This window comes from Bifidobacterium myosotis, assembly GCF_002259745.1.
Classification (GTDB): domain Bacteria; phylum Actinomycetota; class Actinomycetes; order Actinomycetales; family Bifidobacteriaceae; genus Bifidobacterium; species Bifidobacterium myosotis.
Map to the genome: position 1 here is coordinate 98,408 of NZ_MWWW01000014.1, position 20,086 is coordinate 118,493.

Consider the following 20,086-nt stretch of genomic DNA (forward strand, 5'->3'; position numbering starts at 1 on the left):
ATCATGACCGACCAGTCCGCCGCCGCAGTCGACGTCGCACATCTCAAGGATTATTCGCGCGCGTTCAACGCCGACCGTGCCAACCTCGTGGCCGCCAACGCCGCAGTCTCCGCCGGCGTGCTCGCCGCCGCCACCGACTACCGGGGCCTGAGGAGCCTGCCTCGCGACTTCTCCATCGAGCTCAAGCAAGGATCGATCACCAATCAGGAACGCTCCGGCCGCTGCTGGATGTTCGCCTCGCTCAATACGCTGCGCTACGAGCTCATGCACCGCTGGAACCTCGAGGACTTCGAATTCTCCGAAACCTACCTCTTCTTCTGGGATGCCATCGAGAAGTCGAACACCTATCTCGAGCATGTGTTGGACACGCTGGACGAACCCACCGACTCCCGCATCTTCGAGGTCATCAACGACGGGCCGTCCGACGATGGCGGCTGGTGGCAGATGTTCGCCGCGCTGGTGAACAAGTACGGTCTCGTGCCGAAGTCCGCCTATCCGGAATCCGCGAACTCCCGTGACTCGGACGCCTTCAAGCAGTACCTCAACACCAAGCTGCGCGAATTCGCCGCCGACCTGCGTCGCAGCCATGAGGCGGGCGCGTCGCTGGAAGCCCTGCGCGAAACCAAGCGCGAGGACATGGCCACCGTCTACCGCATCTGCGCGATCGCGCTGGGCGAGCCGCCCGCCACGTTCGACTTCCTGGCCCGGGTCAAGGATGATGACGACAAGGACGACACCAAGAACGACGGCACCAACACCGATGCCAAGACGCAAACCGAATCCGGCAAGGACGAACGCCGGCAGATCCGCGAGACCGGCATCACGCCGCTCGAGTTCTACCGCAAGTACGTGCCGGTGGACGTGAACGATTTCGTCACCATCTCCAACGCGCCGATGAAGCGCACGCCGTTCGGCAAGCGCTACCGCATCCGCTACACGGCGAACGTCATCGAGGCGGGCGACATGGAGTTCGTCAACGTGCCGCTCGACGTGTTCAAGAAGGCGGCCATCGACCAGCTCAGCGCCGGCCATCCCATCTGGTTCGCCTGCGACTGCATGCAGTTCTCCTTGAGGGGCGAGGGCGTCTTCGACCGCGACACCGTGCGTGTGGATCAGCTCTTCGGCACCGAATTCACGTTCGACAAGGCCGACGGCCTCGAATACGGCGATCGTCCGAGCAACCACGCCATGACCTTCACCGGCGTGAACTTCGATGCCGACGGCCGTCCTGACCGTTGGAAGATCGAGAACAGCTGGGGCAAGGACAACGGCAAGGATGGCTACTACGTGGCCTCGGACGCCTGGTTCGACCAGTTCGTCACCGAACTCATCATCCGCAAGGACGTGCTTGACCAGGCCACCCTCGACCTCACCAAGGCAGAGCCCGTCGAGCTTGATCCCTGGCAGCCTCTGACCCGTCGTTGCCGCTGAACGTCCTACCTCACCACTCGGCGGTGAAGTAGGACGAGTCGGTCCAGGGCTGATCGGGTGTCAGATACCCGGTGCGTGAGTAGTAGACCCACCCCGGTTTGGGAAGCCCGCCAAGCAGTTGCGGGATGGTGACGAACACGAAACCGCGGGCCTTGAGATCGGTGATGATGGATTCGATGGATTGCGCGGTGCTGTCCTGCGGGTCGTGCAGCAGGATGATCGATCCCGGCTTGGTCCATCGCACCACATTGGCGCGCACCTGCGGGGCCGTGCGCGCCCAATCCACGCCGATGGTGTCATAGTTGATGATCGCCGCGTTCATCGCGATGGCCCGCTGGCGCACGGCATCATTCCAACTGCTGTAGGGCGGGCGAATCATCAGGGGTGCGTAGCCTGTCGTCTGCTCGATCTCATCGTTGGTGCGTTGCAGCTGCGCGGTCAGGTCCGTGTCGCCGAGGGTGGCCAGATTCGCATGGCTCCATGAATGGTTTCCGATCGGGTAGCCCGCGCGTGTGAGCGAGACGGTGAGCTTGCCCTCGTCCGGCTTCGCGACATGCTCGCCGACGGTGAAGAACGTGGCCGTCGTCTTCGTGCGTCGCAGCACATCGATGACGACGGGCGTGTTCTTGGCGTTCGGCCCGTCGTCGAAGGTCAGCGCCACGCAGGCGACCTTCGAGCAGTCCACGCCGAGCTTCGCGTTATGCGAGACCGCCACGGCATCCATCGCAGCGTTCAGAGCGGCGACCTGCTGGATATATGGTTGCCTATCCATGACGATGCCGTTGCCGTCCAACAGGTTGCGCGCGTTGCCGATGGCCTCGCTCAGGGCGATTCTGGTCGATTCGTCGCTGACCTGCCCCGCGGTGAAATCCACCCACCACTGCGCCTGCGAGATGGCCGTGGCCAGGGTGCGGCGCGGTCCCGCGTTCGTCAGATTCGCGACCTTGTCGCTGGCCTGGGTGAGTTCGCGCGCGTGCGAGCGTATGGTCTGCGCCCGGCCGCGCAGCGTCGTGGTCAGCGCGGACAGCTCCGGAATCGAACCATCCGCAGGACATTGCCGTGACGGTTCTGCCAGCAGCGTCGCCGCATGCGCGCGGCTGCTTTCGAAATCCGTGAGTGCGGGGTTGCCGGCGAACGCCGCTTTGATGTTCGCCTCGACCGGTGCGACATCGTCCGACAGAAGGGAGGCGTTGCGCAACGTCTTCAGGTTCCGGGAGAGGGCCGACCGAGCCGCATTGCACTGGGCCAGCGCCTGAATGCGTTGATTATGTACTACGCCCAACCGATATCCGGCCGAAACGAAGGCCGTGCAGCAGATCACCGCGACGGCCACGAGCGCGCAAACGAGCCGCATCGAGGACCGTTTCATATGCTGTTGCAGATGCCGCGCCGCGCCCATGCCATACCCTTCCCGAACCCCTCAATACCCCTGCTTTGAGGATATGCGACGTGAGCCGTGCGCAATGACGTGTTGAGATGGAATACGCCGATTGTTCATCTGTGGTTGTGGGTCGGCTGCGGCGGTGGAGGCGTGCGTCCCGCGTCGAATCGGTGCGCGGCGTGATCCGGCGACGCTGCGGCGATACTGCGTCGATGCTGCTGCGGTGATGAGTATGACGATTAGATCGGGTCCGCGTTCTGCCGGATAGAGGCGGACATGAGGGCATGGGCTGTCACCGTATGCCGCTATCCTGAAGCGGTTGTAACCAAAGTCCCCAAACCGTTCAAACCAGAAGGTGCATTGTGGCTCAATCCAAACTCGATGAAGTCGTATCCCTTGCGAAGCGTCGCGGCTTCGTGTTCCCCGCCGGCGAGATCTACGGCGGCACCCGCTCCGCTTGGGATTACGGTCCGCTCGGCGTCGCGCTGAAGGACAATATCAAGCGCGAATGGTGGCGTTCGATGGTCGTCACCCGCCCTGACGTGGTCGGCGTCGACACCTCCATCATCCTGCCTCCCGAGGTGTGGGTGGCCTCCGGTCATGTGAGCGTGTTCAACGATCCGCTCGTCGAGTGCCTTAGCTGCCACAAGCGCAACCGCGCCGACAAGCTCGAGGAGTCCTACGCCGAGAAGCACGGCGACAAGCTGCCGGAGAACGGCCTCAAGGACGTCGTCTGCCCGAACTGCGGCACCCGTGGCCAGTGGACCGAGCCGCGCGACTTCAATATGATGCTGCGCACGCATCTTGGCCCCGTCGAGGACGAGAATTCGCTGCACTACCTGCGTCCGGAGACCGCGCAGGGCATCTTCGTGGACTTCAAGAACGTGATGACCTCCTCGCGCTCCAAGCCGCCGTTCGGCATCGCCAACATGGGCAAGTCCTTCCGTAACGAGATCACGCCGGGCAACTTCATCTTCCGCACCCGTGAGTTCGAGCAGATGGAGATGGAGTTCTTCGTCAAGCCCGGCACCGACGAGGAATGGCACCAGTACTGGATCGACGCCCGTACCCAGTGGTATCTGGACCTCGGCGTCAAGCCCGAGAACCTGCGCCACTACGAGCATCCGAAGGAGAAGCTGGCCCACTACTCCAAGCGCACCGTGGACATCGAATACAAGTTCGGCTTCCAGGGCTCCGACTGGGGTGAGCTCGAAGGCGTGGCGAACCGTACCGACTTCGACCTGACCGCGCACGCCAAGCACTCCGGCGAGGATCTGAGCTACTTCAACCAGGCCACCGGCGAGAAGTACATCCCGTACGTCATCGAGCCCGCCGCCGGCCTGACCCGCTCCCTCATGTGCTTCCTCGTGGACGCCTACGATGTGGACGAGGCCCCGAACACCAAGGGCGGCGTGGACAAGCGCACCGTGCTGCGTCTCGACCCGCGCCTGTCCCCGATCAAGGCCGCCGTGCTGCCGCTCTCCAAGAAGCCCGAGCTGCAGGAGGTGGCCCAGAACCTGGCCGCCGACCTGCGTTTCAACGAGTGGATGATCGACTACGACGAGGCCGGCGCCATCGGCCGTCGTTACCGTCGTCAGGACGAGATCGGCACCCCGCTGTGCATCACCGTGGACTTCGACACCCTCGAGGACCACGCCGTGACCATCCGTGAGCGTGACACCATGGCCCAGGAGCGCGTCTCCCTGGACAAGGTCGCCGACTACGTCTCCGCCCGTATCGGCGAGAAGCGCACCCGCGTGCCGCTCAAGCCGGTCGAGATGGGCGGCGAGCCCTGGCCCGACTCCGTCAAGATCAACGAGGCCGGCGGCCTGTACTGATCGGCCCAGTACCTGCGGACCCGATTGGTCGGTTCCATAACCAATGGGTCTGACTGATTGGTCCGTACTGATTGAATAAACGCCATCCGCCGCGCCTGGCGGAGCGAGTCCCCTTTGATTAGGATTCCCGCCGCATATGGTGGATGGCAAGGTAATCGGCCCCCTCTGAAGTCGGGTGGGGAGAGACGCGCGCGATTTCGCCGTCCCGCCCCCAGTCATCCTGCGGATGACAGCCCCTCGTCACAGGGGGCCTACGTGTTCCCGAAACGTGTCCCACAACAAACAGAAGGCCCGCGACAGTGAGCAACACCAGCGAAACCATCCTTACCGCACCTCATGAGACCGACAATCTCGACCCGCGCACGGACGCACAGGCCGGCCTGCCGGACGAGCCGGTGGCCATCGCGCCGGTGCGGCTGGGGCACATCACCGTGCCCACGCCGGTTGTGCTCTCGCCGATGGCGGGCGTGACCAACTGGCCGTTCCGCGTGATCTGCGAGGAGTATGGTCCGGATGGCCTTTACGTCGCGGAGATGATCACCGCACGCGCGCTCGTGGCCCGCAACCCCAAGGCGCTGCGCCTGTGCCACTTCGCACCCAGCGAGAAGATCCGTTCGTTGCAGCTGTACGGCGTGAACCCCTCCATCGTCGAACAGGCCGCAAAAATCGTGGTGGACGAGGGTATGGCCGACCATGTGGACCTCAACTTCGGTTGTCCGGTGCCCAAGGTCACGCGTCGAGGAGGCGGATCGGCGCTGCCGTGGAAGACCGACATCTTCACCGACCTCATCCATCGCGTGGTGGCTGTGTGCGATCCGGCGGGCATCCCGGTCACCGCCAAGATCCGCGTGGGCATCGACCACGCGCATGAGACCTTCCTCGAAGCCGGGCGCATCGCCCAGGAGGAGGGGTGTGCCGCGGTGACGCTGCACGCCAGGACCACCGCTGAATACTACGGCGGGCATTCCGACTGGTCACGCATCGGCGAGCTTAAGGAGCATCTGGACATCCCGGTGTTCGGCAATGGCGACATCTGGGGCGCGGAGGATGCGCTGGCCATGGTTCGCGAGACCGGGTGCGACGGTGTGGCCATCGGTCGTGGTTGCCAGGGCCGTCCGTGGCTGTTCGCCAACATCAAGAACGCCTTCGCCGGCAACCCCGAACGTCTCAACCCGAATCTGGGCGAGGTGTGCCGCGTCATCCGCCGTCACGCCGAACTGCTCACCGAGTTCTACGACGGCGATGAGACGATGGCGGTCCACGACCTGCGCAAGCACATCGCCTGGTATCTCAAGGGCTTCCCGGTGGGAGGCTCGACGCGCAAGGCGTTCATGGAATGTGAGAGCTTGGCGGACGTGGATCGCGAAATCGGCCGGCTCGACCCCGGCATCGAGTACCCGCCGCGCGTGGTGGACAAGCCGCGCGGCCGCGTACGGTTCGCCAAGAAGGTCCACCTGCCTTACGGCTGGCTTGAGTCGCGCACCACCACGCACGAGGAGCGCGAGACCCTATTCGGCGACGACCCGATGGACGCCAGCTACTGATCTGAGGTCCGCATGTCGGACTCCCATAGCACCGCCGCCGGACGGACGGTGGCCGCAAAAGCAGAAATATCCACACAACACGCGCGCTTGGGCGTGTGAATTTCCCTCACGGAGTAGCCTGTTTGCGCTACTCTTGGGTGTAACCGTGAAGTGACAGGAGCCAAACGTGAGCGAGATCGCGCAAACAGAGTTCAACGACAAGACCAATATCAAGGTCGTCGGCGTCGGTGGAGCCGGCGGAAACGCCGTCAACCGCATGATTGCCGAAGGCTTGCAGAACGTTGAATTTGTGGCGGTGAACACCGATGCGAAGGATCTTCTGCGCTCCGATGCGGATGTGAAGATTTCCCTGTCCGACCAGTCCAGCCGTGGCCTCGGCGCCGGCGCCGACCCGGAGAAGGGCGCGAAGGCCGCTCAGGATCACCAGTCGGACATCGAGGAGTCCCTCAAGGGCGCCGACATGGTGTTCGTCACCTGCGGCGAGGGCGGCGGCACCGGTACCGGTGCCAGCCCGATCGTGGCCCGTGCGGCCCACCAGCAGGGTGCCCTCACCATCGCGGTCGTCACCCGTCCGTTCAGCTTCGAGGGCCCGCAGCGCGCCGCCTCGGCCGATTACGGCATCGAGAACCTCCGCAAGGAGGTCGATGCCCTGATCGTCATCCCGAACGATCGACTGCTGGAGCTGTCCGACCGTTCCATCGGCATCATCGAGGCGTTCAAGACCGCCGACACCGCACTGCTCGCCGGTGTGCAGGGCATCACCGACCTGATTTCCATGAACTCGTACATCCACGTCGATTTCTCCGACGTGAACTCCATCCTGCGCGGCGCCGGCACCGCACTGTTCGGCATCGGCTCGGCTCGGGGCGAGGACCGCGCCACCCAGGCCGCCGAGATCGCCATCAGCTCCCCGCTGCTCGAGGAGAGCATCGAAGGTGCCCACGGCGCGCTCATCAACATCGCCGGCCCGACCGACCTGAAGCTGCAGGAGGCTTCCGCGGCCACCGAACTGGTGCGCAAGGCCATCCACCCCGAGGCGCAGATCATCTGGGGTCTCGCACTCGACGACGCCTATGGCGACGAGGTGCGCGTCACCGTCATCGCGGCCGGCTTCGACCCGGTCTCCGCGCAGGACGTGGCGCAGGACCAGTCCGTGGTGAACTCCGTGGTGCCCACCAGCGTGCTGAGCCACCCGCCGGTCTCCCGTCAGGCGGCCTCCACCCCGGCTGCGGCCCCCCAGCAGCAGCCCGCAGCCCAGCCGCAGCGTCCGGCGGTCCAGCAGCCGCAGCAGCCCGCCTACACGCCGGCCGCCAATCCGACGTCGCTGCCGTTCGACAACCCGACCACGGTGACGCCGAGCATTCCCGCCAGCGATCCGGCCGGCGACCTCGACATCCCCGACTTCCTGCGCTGAAAGGATGTGAACCATGGCTGGCTTCATGAAGAATGCCATGTCCTATCTGGGCATGACCGACGTGGTGGACGATGACGACGATTACATCGACGAGGAGGAGACGGCCCAGCCCGCCCCCAAGGCGAACTTCGACTCCGACCATACGGTGACGCCGATGCCCGCCGCGTCCAGCGCGCCCGCCTCGTCGTCGACCAAGCAGTTCCCCGTCGGCAAGGTCAACCGCATCACCACCATCCATCCGAAGTCCTATGAGGACGCCCAATTGGTGGGCCGCGCCCTGCGCGACGGTGTACCGGTGGTCCTGAACCTCACCGGCGTCTCCGAAGCCGTGGCCTACCGCATCGTGGACTTCTCCGCGGGCGTGGTGTTCGGCGTACGCGGCTCGCTGGAACGCGTCACCCCGCGCGTGTTCCTGCTCAGTCCGGCCCAGGTGAACATCAAGGTCGAGGAGCCGGTGGCCCCCGCGTCCGCGCACGATCTTTTCGCGGACTGATCGAAATCGTCTGGTTCCGGCATCCCAATCAGCCGACTCCCAGTGAGGAGTCGGCTTTCGCATATGCGGCCCCCAGCGAACATTTCATCGCCGCTTGTTAGGCTTGACGTCATGTTGTCCTTGACTTTCGCCCTGATCGGCCGCATTCTCGCGTGGCTGATCAACGCATACATCACCGTACTGTTCATCCGCATGATCCTCGACTGGGTCTCGCTGCTCGCGCGCAACTGGTATCCGCGAGGGGTGGTGGCCCAGCTCATCAACGCGGTCTACACCATCACCGAACCGCCGCTGCGCTGGCTACGTCGCTACATCCGCCCGCTGCCGCTTGGCGGCATGTATCTGGATGTCAGCTTCATCGTGCTGTACTTCCTGCTGGTCGTGCTGGAGACGGTGGTCCGCATCATCTTCTGACAGATGCCGTGATTCGGCGGCGCACGGGCGTGCGTCGATACCTTGGACCGGAAGCGTGAGCCGGGAGCGGCGTGAGGCCGTTTCCCGGTTTTTCTTTATCTTTCTGCGTCATAATGTCGTGCCACATGCCATGAACAGCCGGGGTCGTGATAGCATCGTGAATGATACCAACGTAAGCGAGGGCACTGCCCCAAAGCGAGGTGCAAGATTTATGGCTCTGTTGACGCCGAAGGATATTAGGGAGCATACCTTCCAGACCGTTCGATTCAAGGAAGGTTACGATGTCGACGAGGTTGACGACTTCCTCGATCAGGTCACGGAAACGGTAGAGGCTCTGGGACGTCAGGCGGTAGCCGGCAACCAGTCCACCCAGGCGCTTGGCCCGGATGTGACCAGCCTCAACAACAAGATCTCCGAGCTGTCCGGCCAGGTGCAGCAGCTTCAGAATGAGAACGAGAATCTGAAGAAGGCCGCCACCGAGGCTCAGCAGTCCGCGCAGTCCCACGGTGAGCAGGCCGCCCAGCTGGCCGCCACCAAGCTCAGCGAGGCCGAGGAGTCCAACCGCGCCCTGTCCTCCCAGAACGAGCAGCTCAAGGGCCAGGTCGACCAGCTCAACGCGCAGATCGATCAGCTGACCGCGCAGGCCGCCCAGGCGTCCGGCAATCAGGAGGCCGTCGGCCAGCAGATCGCAGCCATCCAGCAGGAGCGCGACAAGTACCGCGCCTCCGCCGAGGAGCTGTCCCGCAAGTTCGCGGCCGCCCAGCAGCAGGCCGCCGTGGCGCAGCAGCAGGCCGCGCAGATTCAGGACCTGTCCCGTCAGCTCGAAGAGGCCAAGCAGCGCGAGAACCAGCTGCGCGATCAGGTCTCCAAGGTCGAGCCGAGCACCGAGACCGGCTCCCTGCAGAAGATCGCCGGCGCCGCCTCCATGCCGGGCACCGAGCCCGAGCGCGCCACCGCCATGCTCACGCTGGCCATGCAGCTGCACGACCAGTACGTTGAGAAGGGCAAGAACAAGGCCAAGGAAATCAACGAGGCCGCCCAGAACAAGTACGAGGACCTCGTCACCAAGGCCAACAACTATTCCGACCGCACCCGCGCAGAGGCCGACGACTACTCCAGCCGTACCCGTTCCGACGCCGACACGTATTCCGACCGCACCCGTTCCGAGGCCGACGCCTACCGTGACAAGACGCACGCGGACGCCGAGACCTACTCCCAGAACGTGCGTTCCGAGGCCGACGCCTACTCCGTCAAGACCCGTCAGGATGCGGACAACTACTCCAAGACGCAGCACACCGACGCCGACAACTACGAGGCCGAAGTCCAGCGCCGTGCCGCCGAGTACGACAAGAAGACCCGTTCCGCCGCCGAGACCTACGCCGAGCAGGTGCGCGACAACCTGCAGGCCCAGTCCAAGGTGGTCGAGGGCAACATCCAGAGCCTCAAGCAGTTCGAAACCGAGTACCGCGCCCGCCTCACCGAGTTCCTCGGCCAGCTGGTCTCTCAGGTCTCCGAGTCCAACAACTACGAAGACCAGACCTCGGGCCGCCAGAACTGACGCGCATAGGCAGGGTCTAGTCTTATGACGAACCAACAGGGACGGCTGCGCATGCGCGTGGCCGTCTTTGCATGTGTGGCTGCGGTCGCGCTGCTCATCGATCAGCTCACCAAGGCATGGGCCATGGCGGCGCTTGCCGCGGGCCAGACCATCCGTGTCATTCCGGGGTTGCTGTCGCTGACGCTGGTGCGCAATCCCGGCGCTTCTTTGGGGTTCGGTTCCGGCGCCACATGGGTGATCAGCCTGCTGGCCGTGGCGGCCTGCATCGCGCTGGTCGTGGCCGGAATACGCACGATTTCCATGAAATGGACGGTGGTGCTGTCCTTCGCCTTCGCGGGGGCGTTCGGCAACCTCATCGACCGTGTGATGTATGCCGACGGTTTCCTCAACGGCAAAGTGGTGGACTTCCTCAACTACGGCTGGTCCGTGGGTAATGTGGCAGACATCTATCTCGTAGTGGCCGGTGTGGTGCTGGTGCTTCTCATCCTCAAGGGCGAGCCGTTCAGCGCCGGTGATCTGGCCGAAAAGGCCGCTGAGCCCGGCGCGGGCGATTCCGCCGAATCGGAGGCGGCGTCCCAGCAATGAGCCGCATGGTCCCAGCCCCCGATGCATTGGTGGGCAAACGTTTTGACGTCGCCGTGGCCAAGATGCTCGGCATCTCCCGGTCCAAGGCCGCCGATCTCATCGACTCCGGTCAGGCGCGTGTGCTGAATCGGAACGTGTCCCGTTCCAGCACGCTTGCGCCGGGGGAGACGGTCGAGTTCGATTTGGTGGAGGAGCAGGCGCAGCCCGAGCCCATCGCCAACGACATGGCCGTGGTGTACGAGGACGACGACATCGTGGTGGTGGATAAGCCGGTAGGCGTGGCCGCCCATGCCTCCGTCGGCTGGACCGGTCCCACCGTACTTGGCTCCTTGCGCGACCGCGGCGTGCATATCACCTCATACGGCGCTGCGGGCCGTGAAGGCATCGTGTCACGTCTGGACGTGGGCACGTCGGGGTTGATGCTCGTATGCAAGTCCGATCTGGCGTATACCGAAATGCGTCGCCAGTTCGCCGAGCATGAGGTCCGGAAGACCTATCACGCGCTCGTGCAGGGCTCGCTCAAGCAGGACAAGGCCACCATCGAAGCGCCGATTGGACGCGCCAAGGTTTCCGATTTCCGATTCTGCGTCACGCCCGCCGGCAAGCCGGCCGTAACGCATTGGGACGTGCTCGAGCGATTCGGCCACGAGGCCACGCTTGTCTCCGTGAACCTCGAGACCGGGCGCACGCATCAGATTCGCGTGCACTTCTCCTCAATTGGCCATCCGCTGTGCGGCGATTCGATGTACGGCGCCAATCCCGTGCTTTCCGAAGCGCTCGGCCTCGACCGCCAATGGCTGCACGCCATGAAACTCGAGTTCCGTCACCCGCGCACCCGCGTGTGGACCACCGTCGAATCCCATTACCCGGCCGATTTGGCGCGTGCCCTTGACGCCATGCGCGCCCGCCACGCCGAGCAGCCTGCAGCCGCCGCCGTGGCGGACACCGACTTGCCTGATACATCGGTCGCGCCGTCCGGTTCGGCTGGTGTGCCCGGTTCAGACGTTATAACCGAATCGGGCGTTGTATCTGGCTTGGATGGTGTGTTGCCCGCCCCGGCCGTTGCCGGAGCTGAACCGACGCCCGACGTCTCCCCGGCGCCAGTTCTTGTCGACTGACCGGCAGAGACGATGTGACGCCCCGCCCTCTCTTGTGATGATTCATGGAAGACGCGCGGGGCGTGGGTATCATTGGCGCTCCGGATGCTACTTGCATCAACTTCTTCGTCATGCGTCCTGGTAGGGTGCTCCGACTTGACGCTAAACGGTGTTGACACGGCTTGTCGAGCCAGATCAAGGTATGTGGTTCCAGCTTTCCGGGTTATCCACATTCGCGCGTGGAATCAGGTCATATCCGTAACTGACAAGGCTTTAATGCGTGAAGTCCCTTTCTTCCGCAGGCATTTTGTGTCCTTCAGATAGCCCGCGCAGGTGGATTGTGCTCACTTACAGGTACGTTAAGGGCTGTAACTATGTATAAACCACCTGCACCAATCGCAACCACACCTGTTTGACCTGCAACACAACGTCCTAGGGGACACAAAGAACCTGCAGTATCCGGGAATTGCACGTTCCATATTGATGATGTGAGGATCGTACTCTATTCATCATCGCTGTCTGTTTTTCTATAACCAGTAGATATCTACCGACTGCAGGAATGACAGCATAGTATGAGCGCATGATTCCTAGCAGACATAGGGGATGCCGCGCATGGTCGATAACGGTATCATGGGACACGGGAAGGCAACGGATCGTAATGAGAACTGCTGTTGTTGCGCGGAGGCGCGAGGTCTATAGATGATGTTCTGCCGTCGTTGTGGAAAGCAATTGCCTGATGATGCCGCATTCTGCATACGATGCGGCACGAAATGTGTTGATCCTGAAAATGAATCTCATTCTGTACCTGAATCTGGGCCCGCGCCGGAGCCGACTGCCCAATCTCAGATGAAGAGCGACACGTCGCATCGGGATGCCGCTTCCGCGTCCTCTGCCGCACATGCGGGTCCACGTACGCTGACATTGGGGCAGCTATCGGCGGCTGAGCTTATTGAATTACTCCAACCTTTGAATGAGAAATTCGTACAGATTAGCGACCTTGAGCATGGCATTCGATCCGCTTACGGTGTGATGAAGCGCAACAACACCGAATACTATGCCGGATTGGGCTGCTTCCTGCTCTCCGGCCTGTTCTGTGCCGGGGCTCTGTTGTTCGCTCTGGCATCCGCATCGTGGGATCGTACCGCTCCCATCATCGCCCTAGTCGCATGCCTGATCGGACTCATTCTGCTCATACTTGGTTTCAGGCAGCGTCAGGTGTATCAGTCCAACATCGGAAACGTCGTCAGTGCGCTCTATCCTGCCATCGCTGCAGATGAGCATTCCATTGAGGAAATCCGTAAATCTATGCAGACGGATTTACTACGATTCCCCATCACATGCCGCAATGCCGAAGCCAGTGCGTACATGCTGCAGATGCTGATGTGCGGTCGGGCTTCGGATTTTAACACTGCGGTAAATTTGTGGGAAAGCTACGATCATCGGCAGCGGATGGAACAGTTCGAGCGCGAGAAAGTTCAGGAAGCCCGAAAGCAGACGACTGCGCTGACTGTTTCCGCAGTCGCCCAGGTCAGTCAGGCATTCGAATCAAGACGTCAAACCAAGGAATTGCGGGGTTTGCGCGAAGACCTAAGCAGGCGCTTATAGGGAGCATACAATGGATGAGCAATACTCACCGGAGATTGATGAGAATCATCTGAAGACAATGAAGATGTTGTCCCTCCTCATGACGATTTTACTTGCTGTAGCCGTCGTTGCATCGTTATATGCGATTACGCGAGCCAATACGCACGACGACTCTGGAATCAGTGCTGGCTCGCATACGCAATACCGTGATTCACAGGCCCAATCCAATTGGGATACGACTCAGGAATATGACAACAGCCAGAGCCAGTCCGATTCATCAGATGTGGCTTCAGATGGTGATTCCAATGTAGTGAGTTGGCAGAAGAATAATCCCGCGTTATCGAACATCATTACACAGTGCGGGGGAGAGCTGGATGTTCGGGCGCGGGATGATTACACCGAATCCACGTACGATACACCGGTTGCGATAATGCTCGAGCAGGCTATGCAGTTTACTTATGATTCCACGAGCGACAATGCACGGCAGGCCATGACATGTGTCGGCGGTGCCATAGGTGCCTCGGACCCGGATATCTTCTACCAGAAGATCACCTCCTTGGGTCGAATGTACCGGGATCCTCCGGGAACCGATTACACGCGGTCGACGCTTCCCATGATTCCCGCGGACGGTAAATCGATGACCTGCGCTTCGACGTCGGAGAATCCCGAAATCATTTTCTGCACGCTCAACGCCGAATCCGTAGATCCCTCCAGTGCTGTTGATCCGCCTGTGTAATAGTGTCGACATTGATGACATTATTGATTTATATATACTGAAAGGAATCATTATGGCAGGAACTAGCATTATCAATTCAGCCAATGACTATTATCTTCGTGAGTTATTAGATCCTCAAAATGCTAAACTAAAATATGTAATTCCCAAATACCAGAGGGAATACTCTTGGGGAAAACAGCAGTGGGAAAATCTCTATGATGATATACTGCTGGATACAGAAGACAGTCCTCATTTTCTGGGGACTATTATAGCCATTAGCAATACCGAAGATTCGCTTGAACCTAAGTTGGAGTTGATTGATGGTCAGCAGCGTATGACTTCCCTGTCGATTCTGTTGTGTGCATTATATCAAGCATTGTCCGGACTTACATCAATGGATAACGATTTTGATTGCATGGCGCTAAAGTTCATGATTACTTCACCTGATAAGAAACCTCGTATGGTTTTGCAGTCGCAGGGGCAAAATGAAGGCGATTATGCATATCTTATTGATGAGTTTGTTGTGATGTCAGATGAGTCTCAGCTGAAACGACCTAAAAATTGGGGGAATCGAAGGATTAGTCAAGCATACAAATACTTTTCTAATCGAATTCAGCAACAAGTTGAAGGCGATGACGATAAGATTGCAGCATTATTACATATGGCGAATCGAATAAAAAATGCCGTACTCGTGAAAATCGAAGTTCCTGATCATGCTAGTGCTTTTACCCTGTTTGAGAGTTTGAATAATCGTGGAATGGATTTGTCTCCTATAGATTTGATAAAAAACGAGATGCTTGCGAGGGCTGATGCTAATCGTGACCTCGATATTGAGACAACATACAGAAAATGGAAGCAGGTTATTGAATTTGTTGGACAGGATGGTAATACCTCAGGAACGATTCCTGAGGTATTACTATAATGCATCAAATCCGACGATGAAGCCTGCTACTCGTTCCACTCTTATTCGCATATACGAAGTTTGGATGGAGCAAGAAGGCGTTGAGAAACTTTTGAATGCACTCATCAACGCTGCGCATGTCTATGGTTTGCTTACGGGTAATCTTGATGATGATGATTTTGGGCTACCGTTATTGTCTGCTAAGGCCCTCGAACTGAGGCATGCGGGAGGGGAATCGGGTTACATGCTACTGATGTGGCTCGTATTAAATCGGAAAAAAATTGAACTATTAGATGCTGATTTAGAATATGTTGCTAATAAATTAGTTACATGGTTCGTTCGTCGAAATTTGACTGATTATCCTGCGACGAATGCAGTGCAAAGATTGTTCTCTTCAATTATCAAAAAATTGAATCCTCCGGAAGTAAACTCAAAATTGGTGTGCCAAACTGTGCAGGGTATTCTGTTTGACCCGGATAATGTTGCGTCTGACGAACAGTTTGAGAGAGCGTTGCGTGGTCCGATTTATGAAGATAATAGAGGAATGACACGTTTCATACTTTCGTCATTGGCGGAGCATGATAGGACTGATGAAGGCTGGTCTGATTTGTGGAGGAAGTTGACCGCGAAGAGCAATCAGTATTATTTGACCATAGAGCATATTCTTCCCAAGACGGAACATATGACAAAGGAATGGGTTGAATCTCTTGGAGGCGAAGAGAATGCAAAAGAGATTCGGAATAAGTATGTGCACACTATTGGTAATCTTACTCTGTCGGGGTTTAATAGTGAATTAGGTACTATGGACTTTAAGCATAAGCGTGACAGAATGGATAAAGCTGCTCGTAACATAGGATATCGTAACGGGCTGAGCATCAATCGTGATGTCGTGGATAAGGATAAATGGGGTGCTGAGGAAATTGAAAAGCGTACTGATCGGCTAGTGGATGAAGCGATGAGATTGTTCGCCATATAGAGCTGAGTTGATTCATGGCTGGTGCAATCTAGTTATGTGATTGCACCAGCCTTTCTGAATGGGGGGCAAGGGGAATCACGCCGCAGGTTCTTCTATCAGACAGCTGCGGTTCATGCATACGATTGGTTTTCATTGTAGCTGGACGGTGACAATGATGGTGCGGCCTTTGTCGTCGATGGTTGCGGTGCTGCCGGTGTGTGATTCGGTTGTATCTGCTGGTTTCCCCTGAGAAGACCGGTTGAGGACGGTTGTGATTGGCCTACGGTCGTCGAAAAATGCTTTGACCCGCTCGAGTGTGATTGCAGGCCACTTTCTCGCTTCTGTGGTGAGCATGCGGATCATAGCGGATTTCATGGTTCTGATGTTTCGTGGGTAAAGATCGGCGATGTACAGAAACACGTCGTCCGGTATTTCAGCTTCGAACTGGTTGGCCAGATTCAGTAGGATCGTCGTTCGTGTTATGAGTTCCGGTTGGGACAGCTTTGCCGATATGCCGCGTGCGAGCCAGTTTTGAGTACACGCGTCAAGATTGTCTAATGCATTGATGCGCGCGTTCGCGGTAACGACGATTCTCTTACCGTCCCGCCGCAGCATTCTTCGAATAGTGTCGAATTCTTTAACGACCGTGAGTCGGCGATTGAGACTATGAATGTCGTCAAATAGTAGTACATCAAGATCGAGATACTTCTGTCGAAAGCGGATGAGATCATCCGGATCGTCGCTCTGTTCCGCAGCTGTGCATTCCCTATTGAAATGCTCTGAAGTGACGTAGCGTGCCCGGTCTGCTGTGTTATTGCCAATCGCGTTAAGCAGGTGGGTTTTGCCTAATCCTGTATCGCCGTATAGGAATAGTGAATTGCCTTTCTCTGACTGTTGGCTAATCAGTCTTGCCAATTCGTGAGCCGTTCGATTGGATGAATTCACTACATAATTCGCAAATGTCAGTTTGCTATCTAATCCCATCTCCTGGGGGTCTGTCTGCATATTTTTGGAATGGATACTGCTTGAATGACTCATAATTATCGCTTTGTTTCGGATATGCCTCTATGTACCTCCTATCGTATGTTCTGAAAAATAAGATGGTAGATATCTACCGTTCTGTTGTCCCATAACGGTTAAGGAGTGTGTGACCAGCTCGGAGCAGTTCACTGCGTAGGGACTCGGGTTCAAGCACCGTGATATGAACGCCGCTGTTGGTGTACTGCAGGGCCCAGAAGACCGTGGCCCATTGCGGTGCCTTGATGGTCACATCGTAGACGTTCTCCTCTATTTGCGTCACTTTCGCATCGTTGAACCAGTCGAATACGGGCTCCAACCCTCCATCAACGCGTAAACGTATGGGGATTGCCTCACCGTCGATGGGGTAGGGGCGTTCGCTCATGAATGCCGTGATATCTATAGGGTTTCCCGCATTGTCGGTGAAACTGTCGAAAGTACGTTGAATGGAGTGGTCGGCCTCTTCCACCCGGAGATTCCGAATACGCTCAACGTGAAGATATGACAGGTCGTCATAGGGCTGCAGATGGCAGATGAGATAGTATTTTTCGTTCTTGTATCGAAGATTGTAGGGGTCGGCGGTATATTCCTTCGGCTTGCCGGCTGCGTCGATGCGGGGGATCAGTTCCCCGTTGACGTCATAAGTGCAATAGTGGAAGTGTATCTGGCGCTCATGAGCTATGGCGTCGTTGAGTTGCTCCACATTGCTCAAGAATTCCCGATTGTAGTGAGGCGGAGTGAGTAGGGTGCCAAGACCGTCGAGCTGCCCGGAGCGGCCCGCGAAGGCGTACACCTTGGCAATGAGGTCCCTGAGATATTCGCCGTCCGAACGAGATAATGCGGCTCCATCCGCAAGCAATCTCATCTGGGCGGTATCGAATATGGGTTCGATATACCAGCCGGTCTTTGGGTCGATGCTTTGCGCGTTGATGAGATCCTTCCGCTCCAGCTTTCCGACTTTTCGACCGAACGGTTCGATTGCCGCTAGGGTGTGCAGATGACCTCGGACGGTCTTCTCGGTTACTCCCAGTTGCTTGCTGATCCATACGGCCGAGACCCCATGCTCCCGATCGGTGTGCGCGTCAAGCAGCTCAAGAATCTCCACGACGATTTCAGCCGTGGAAGGTGCGCTTTTCATTGATCCAGACATACACTCCACCTCTCAGAAGTCCATTCTCCAAGCCTTCCATGGCAACTTTCCTGAGCGTCATTATAAGTTGACGAACGTCAGGAGAGGTCGCATCGCTTCTCGACAGGATAGGTGGCGAGGCGATGCCGACAATGCCGATGTCATCATCATGTTCGAGCTGCACATGATCGGATATTTCGTCAACAAAAGGATTGACAAACAGTAGATATGTACTGTTCTTCTCGTTGAGATGTGATGATCGGCATACGATATATTTTCCGGAAAGGACATTAATGACGAGCGGTGATGATTTCGTGCATCTGCATGTACACAGTTCATTCTCGATGATTGACGGGGGTTCATCCATCAGCGAATTGGTCCAGACGGCAGTGGACATGGGGCAGCCCGCTATCGGATTGACCGATCACGGTGTGGTGAACGGACTGTTCGACTTCTGGAAGACCTGCCGACAGACAGGGATACAGCCGATACTCGGATTGGAAGCATACGTCACCCCTGAAACCGATCGGCGTGATACGTCACCAGTCTCATGGGATCCGACTCCGCGCCGGCGTCGGAATCCCGATGATGTCGGAGGGAATGGAAGGTTCACCCATCTGAGTTTGTGGGCGGAAACGGACGAAGGGCTGGAAAACATGTTCTCGATGTCATCCGCCGCGAATCTCGAAGGCAGAGTCGGACGATATCCACGAATGGATCGGGAACTGTTGTCACGATATGCCGCAGGCCTGATCTGCGGCTCTGGTTGCCCGTCGGGTGCGATTCAGACGAGATTGCGGCTGGGGCAATTCGACGACGCCCTCCGTATGGCGGGCGATCTTCAGGACATCTTCGGACGGGGGAGTTTCTTCGTTGAAATCATGGATCACGGACTGGAGCTGGAACGGCGGGTGCGGTCCGGTCTGCTTGAAATTGCCCGCAAACTCGATGCTCCCATAGTGGCGACCGCAGACGTGCATTATGCGAGTCCTGCGGCCCGGATAGCTCAGGAGATGCGCATGTGCATCGAATACGGTGACAGTTGGAACAATCCATCTCGATTCCGACTTGCCGGAGAAAGGTATCACCTACTGTCCGGACATGAGATGAGAAGTCTGTTCGCGGACATTCCTGAGGCATGTGACAATACGTTGCTTATCGCCGAACGATGCCGGGCCGGTTTTCATCCTCAAGCTGAAGGTTCGTTGATGCCGACCCATAATTATGGTCCGGAAGAATCTGCAGCCAGTGCTCTACGTCGGATGGTCGAGGCCGGGGCGGACCGTCTGCATGGTGCGATGACCGATGATATCAGGAAACGTATGGAGCAGGAACTGTACGCAATCGGACTTGTTCATGCGGAGGAGTATCTGCTGGCGGTCGCGGACATGAAGCAACAACTTGAGGAATCGGGTTACGTGTTCGCCGACAGTGAAGGGAGAGCAAGGGCCAGTCTCGTGTGCCATGCATTGGGCATCACTCATGCGAACCCGATGGAGCTTGGCATGTCGGCGGGTCGTTTCATCAATGGGAGGAATCCGAAATTCCCTGTGGTGACGCTGCGCGGCGAATCGGGGATTGCCCCGCTCGCGTTGAAGGTGCTGCGCGAACGATACGGGGAAGGCTATGTGACGCCCACAGTGGAGTACGTGAAGTACGGGTTGGCGAAAGCTATCAGAGCGGTGTCCGGCGCACTCGGACAACAGCATGATGTATCCTCCGGTGCGGAGGCAATCGGCGACTGGATGCACGATGAACGACTCAGGGGTGTAGAGGATCGCATAGCACAATTCCCGCAGAGGCGATTCGTCCGTGAAGGGTCCATCGTGCTCAGTGCCCGCCCTCTGTCGGGGTTCACATCGCTCATCCAACAAGTGGATGGAACCGTTGCCGTCGCATTCGATTCGCACACATGTGCGGAACTGGGGCTGCCGAGGGTGAACATCTTGGGATCCACGGCTTTAGCGCGCAGCAAGAATAAACAACAGTTCGGCACCTTATTTTGATTCACAAAAAGCATTGCCCGCTGG

Annotated in this window: 16 protein-coding genes and 1 pseudogene; 14 read left to right on the forward strand and 3 right to left on the reverse strand. The window is 58.5% G+C overall.

Annotated features, from left to right (window positions below; genetic code table 11):
* The first annotated feature begins 3 nt into the window (after positions 1–3).
* On the forward strand, positions 4–1,431 hold the full coding sequence (locus BMYO_RS07180; protein WP_094667808.1) for a C1 family peptidase: 1,428 nt from the start codon (positions 4–6) through the stop codon (positions 1,429–1,431).
* Between the two features lie 10 nt (positions 1,432–1,441).
* Here BMYO_RS07180 and BMYO_RS07185 read toward each other — a convergent pair whose 3' ends face one another.
* On the reverse strand, positions 1,442–2,785 hold the full coding sequence (locus BMYO_RS07185; RefSeq protein ID WP_158216963.1) for a polysaccharide deacetylase family protein: 1,344 nt from the start codon (positions 2,783–2,785) through the stop codon (positions 1,442–1,444).
* A 389-nt stretch (positions 2,786–3,174) separates the two neighbouring features.
* Here BMYO_RS07185 and BMYO_RS07190 point away from each other — a divergent pair, with 389 nt between their 5' ends.
* From BMYO_RS07190 to BMYO_RS12190, 12 genes and pseudogenes are all read left to right on the forward strand, one after another.
* A complete protein-coding gene (locus BMYO_RS07190) occupies positions 3,175–4,650 on the forward strand; it encodes a glycine--tRNA ligase (RefSeq protein ID WP_094667810.1) in 1,476 nt (491 codons plus the stop codon).
* A gap of 299 nt (positions 4,651–4,949) precedes the next feature.
* A complete protein-coding gene (dusB, locus tag BMYO_RS07195; RefSeq protein WP_094667811.1) occupies positions 4,950–6,194 on the forward strand; it encodes a tRNA dihydrouridine synthase DusB in 1,245 nt (414 codons plus the stop codon).
* A 166-nt stretch (positions 6,195–6,360) separates the two neighbouring features.
* Complete coding sequence (gene ftsZ, locus BMYO_RS07200) at positions 6,361–7,608, forward strand: cell division protein FtsZ (protein ID WP_094667812.1); 1,248 nt, start codon at positions 6,361–6,363, stop codon at positions 7,606–7,608.
* A 13-nt stretch (positions 7,609–7,621) separates the two neighbouring features.
* Positions 7,622–8,101: a cell division protein SepF gene (locus BMYO_RS07205; protein ID WP_094667813.1), complete on the forward strand. Its 480-nt coding sequence runs from the start codon at positions 7,622–7,624 to the stop codon at positions 8,099–8,101.
* A 111-nt stretch (positions 8,102–8,212) separates the two neighbouring features.
* Positions 8,213–8,515: a YggT family protein gene (locus tag BMYO_RS07210; protein WP_094667814.1), complete on the forward strand. Its 303-nt coding sequence runs from the start codon at positions 8,213–8,215 to the stop codon at positions 8,513–8,515.
* A gap of 211 nt (positions 8,516–8,726) precedes the next feature.
* Positions 8,727–10,073, forward strand: coding sequence for a DivIVA domain-containing protein (locus BMYO_RS07215; RefSeq protein ID WP_094667815.1), 1,347 nt, complete (start codon positions 8,727–8,729; stop codon positions 10,071–10,073).
* 24 nt (positions 10,074–10,097) lie between these two features.
* Positions 10,098–10,658, forward strand: coding sequence for a signal peptidase II (locus BMYO_RS07220; protein ID WP_094667816.1), 561 nt, complete (start codon positions 10,098–10,100; stop codon positions 10,656–10,658).
* Positions 10,655–11,593: pseudogene (locus BMYO_RS07225) on the forward strand (RluA family pseudouridine synthase); the annotation flags it as partial. The gene BMYO_RS07220 and the pseudogene BMYO_RS07225, both read left to right, overlap by 4 nt.
* An 861-nt stretch (positions 11,594–12,454) precedes the next feature.
* A complete protein-coding gene (locus tag BMYO_RS07230) occupies positions 12,455–13,360 on the forward strand; it encodes a zinc ribbon domain-containing protein (RefSeq protein WP_094667817.1) in 906 nt (301 codons plus the stop codon).
* A 10-nt stretch (positions 13,361–13,370) separates the two neighbouring features.
* Positions 13,371–14,075 (forward strand): hypothetical protein, encoded by a 705-nt coding sequence (locus BMYO_RS07235; protein WP_094667818.1) that lies wholly within the window; start codon positions 13,371–13,373, stop codon positions 14,073–14,075.
* A gap of 52 nt (positions 14,076–14,127) precedes the next feature.
* Complete coding sequence (locus tag BMYO_RS12185; protein ID WP_233428198.1) at positions 14,128–14,976, forward strand: DUF262 domain-containing protein; 849 nt, start codon at positions 14,128–14,130, stop codon at positions 14,974–14,976.
* A gap of 64 nt (positions 14,977–15,040) precedes the next feature.
* Positions 15,041–15,931 carry an HNH endonuclease family protein gene (locus BMYO_RS12190; RefSeq protein WP_233428199.1) on the forward strand — a complete coding sequence of 297 codons (891 nt, stop codon included), beginning with the start codon at positions 15,041–15,043 and terminating at the stop codon, positions 15,929–15,931.
* Between the two features lie 129 nt (positions 15,932–16,060).
* Here the strand turns inward: BMYO_RS12190 and BMYO_RS07245 are convergent, their stop codons facing one another.
* Both BMYO_RS07245 and BMYO_RS07250 read right to left on the reverse strand, forming a co-directional pair.
* Positions 16,061–16,948 (reverse strand): DnaA/Hda family protein, encoded by an 888-nt coding sequence (locus BMYO_RS07245; protein ID WP_094667819.1) that lies wholly within the window; start codon positions 16,946–16,948, stop codon positions 16,061–16,063.
* 73 nt (positions 16,949–17,021) lie between these two features.
* Positions 17,022–18,077: a helix-turn-helix transcriptional regulator gene (locus BMYO_RS07250; protein WP_094667820.1), complete on the reverse strand. Its 1,056-nt coding sequence runs from the start codon at positions 18,075–18,077 to the stop codon at positions 17,022–17,024.
* 272 nt (positions 18,078–18,349) lie between these two features.
* Here BMYO_RS07250 and BMYO_RS07255 point away from each other — a divergent pair, with 272 nt between their 5' ends.
* Positions 18,350–20,062 carry a PHP domain-containing protein gene (locus BMYO_RS07255; RefSeq protein WP_094667821.1) on the forward strand — a complete coding sequence of 571 codons (1,713 nt, stop codon included), beginning with the start codon at positions 18,350–18,352 and terminating at the stop codon, positions 20,060–20,062.
* Positions 20,063–20,086: the final 24 nt, after the last annotated feature.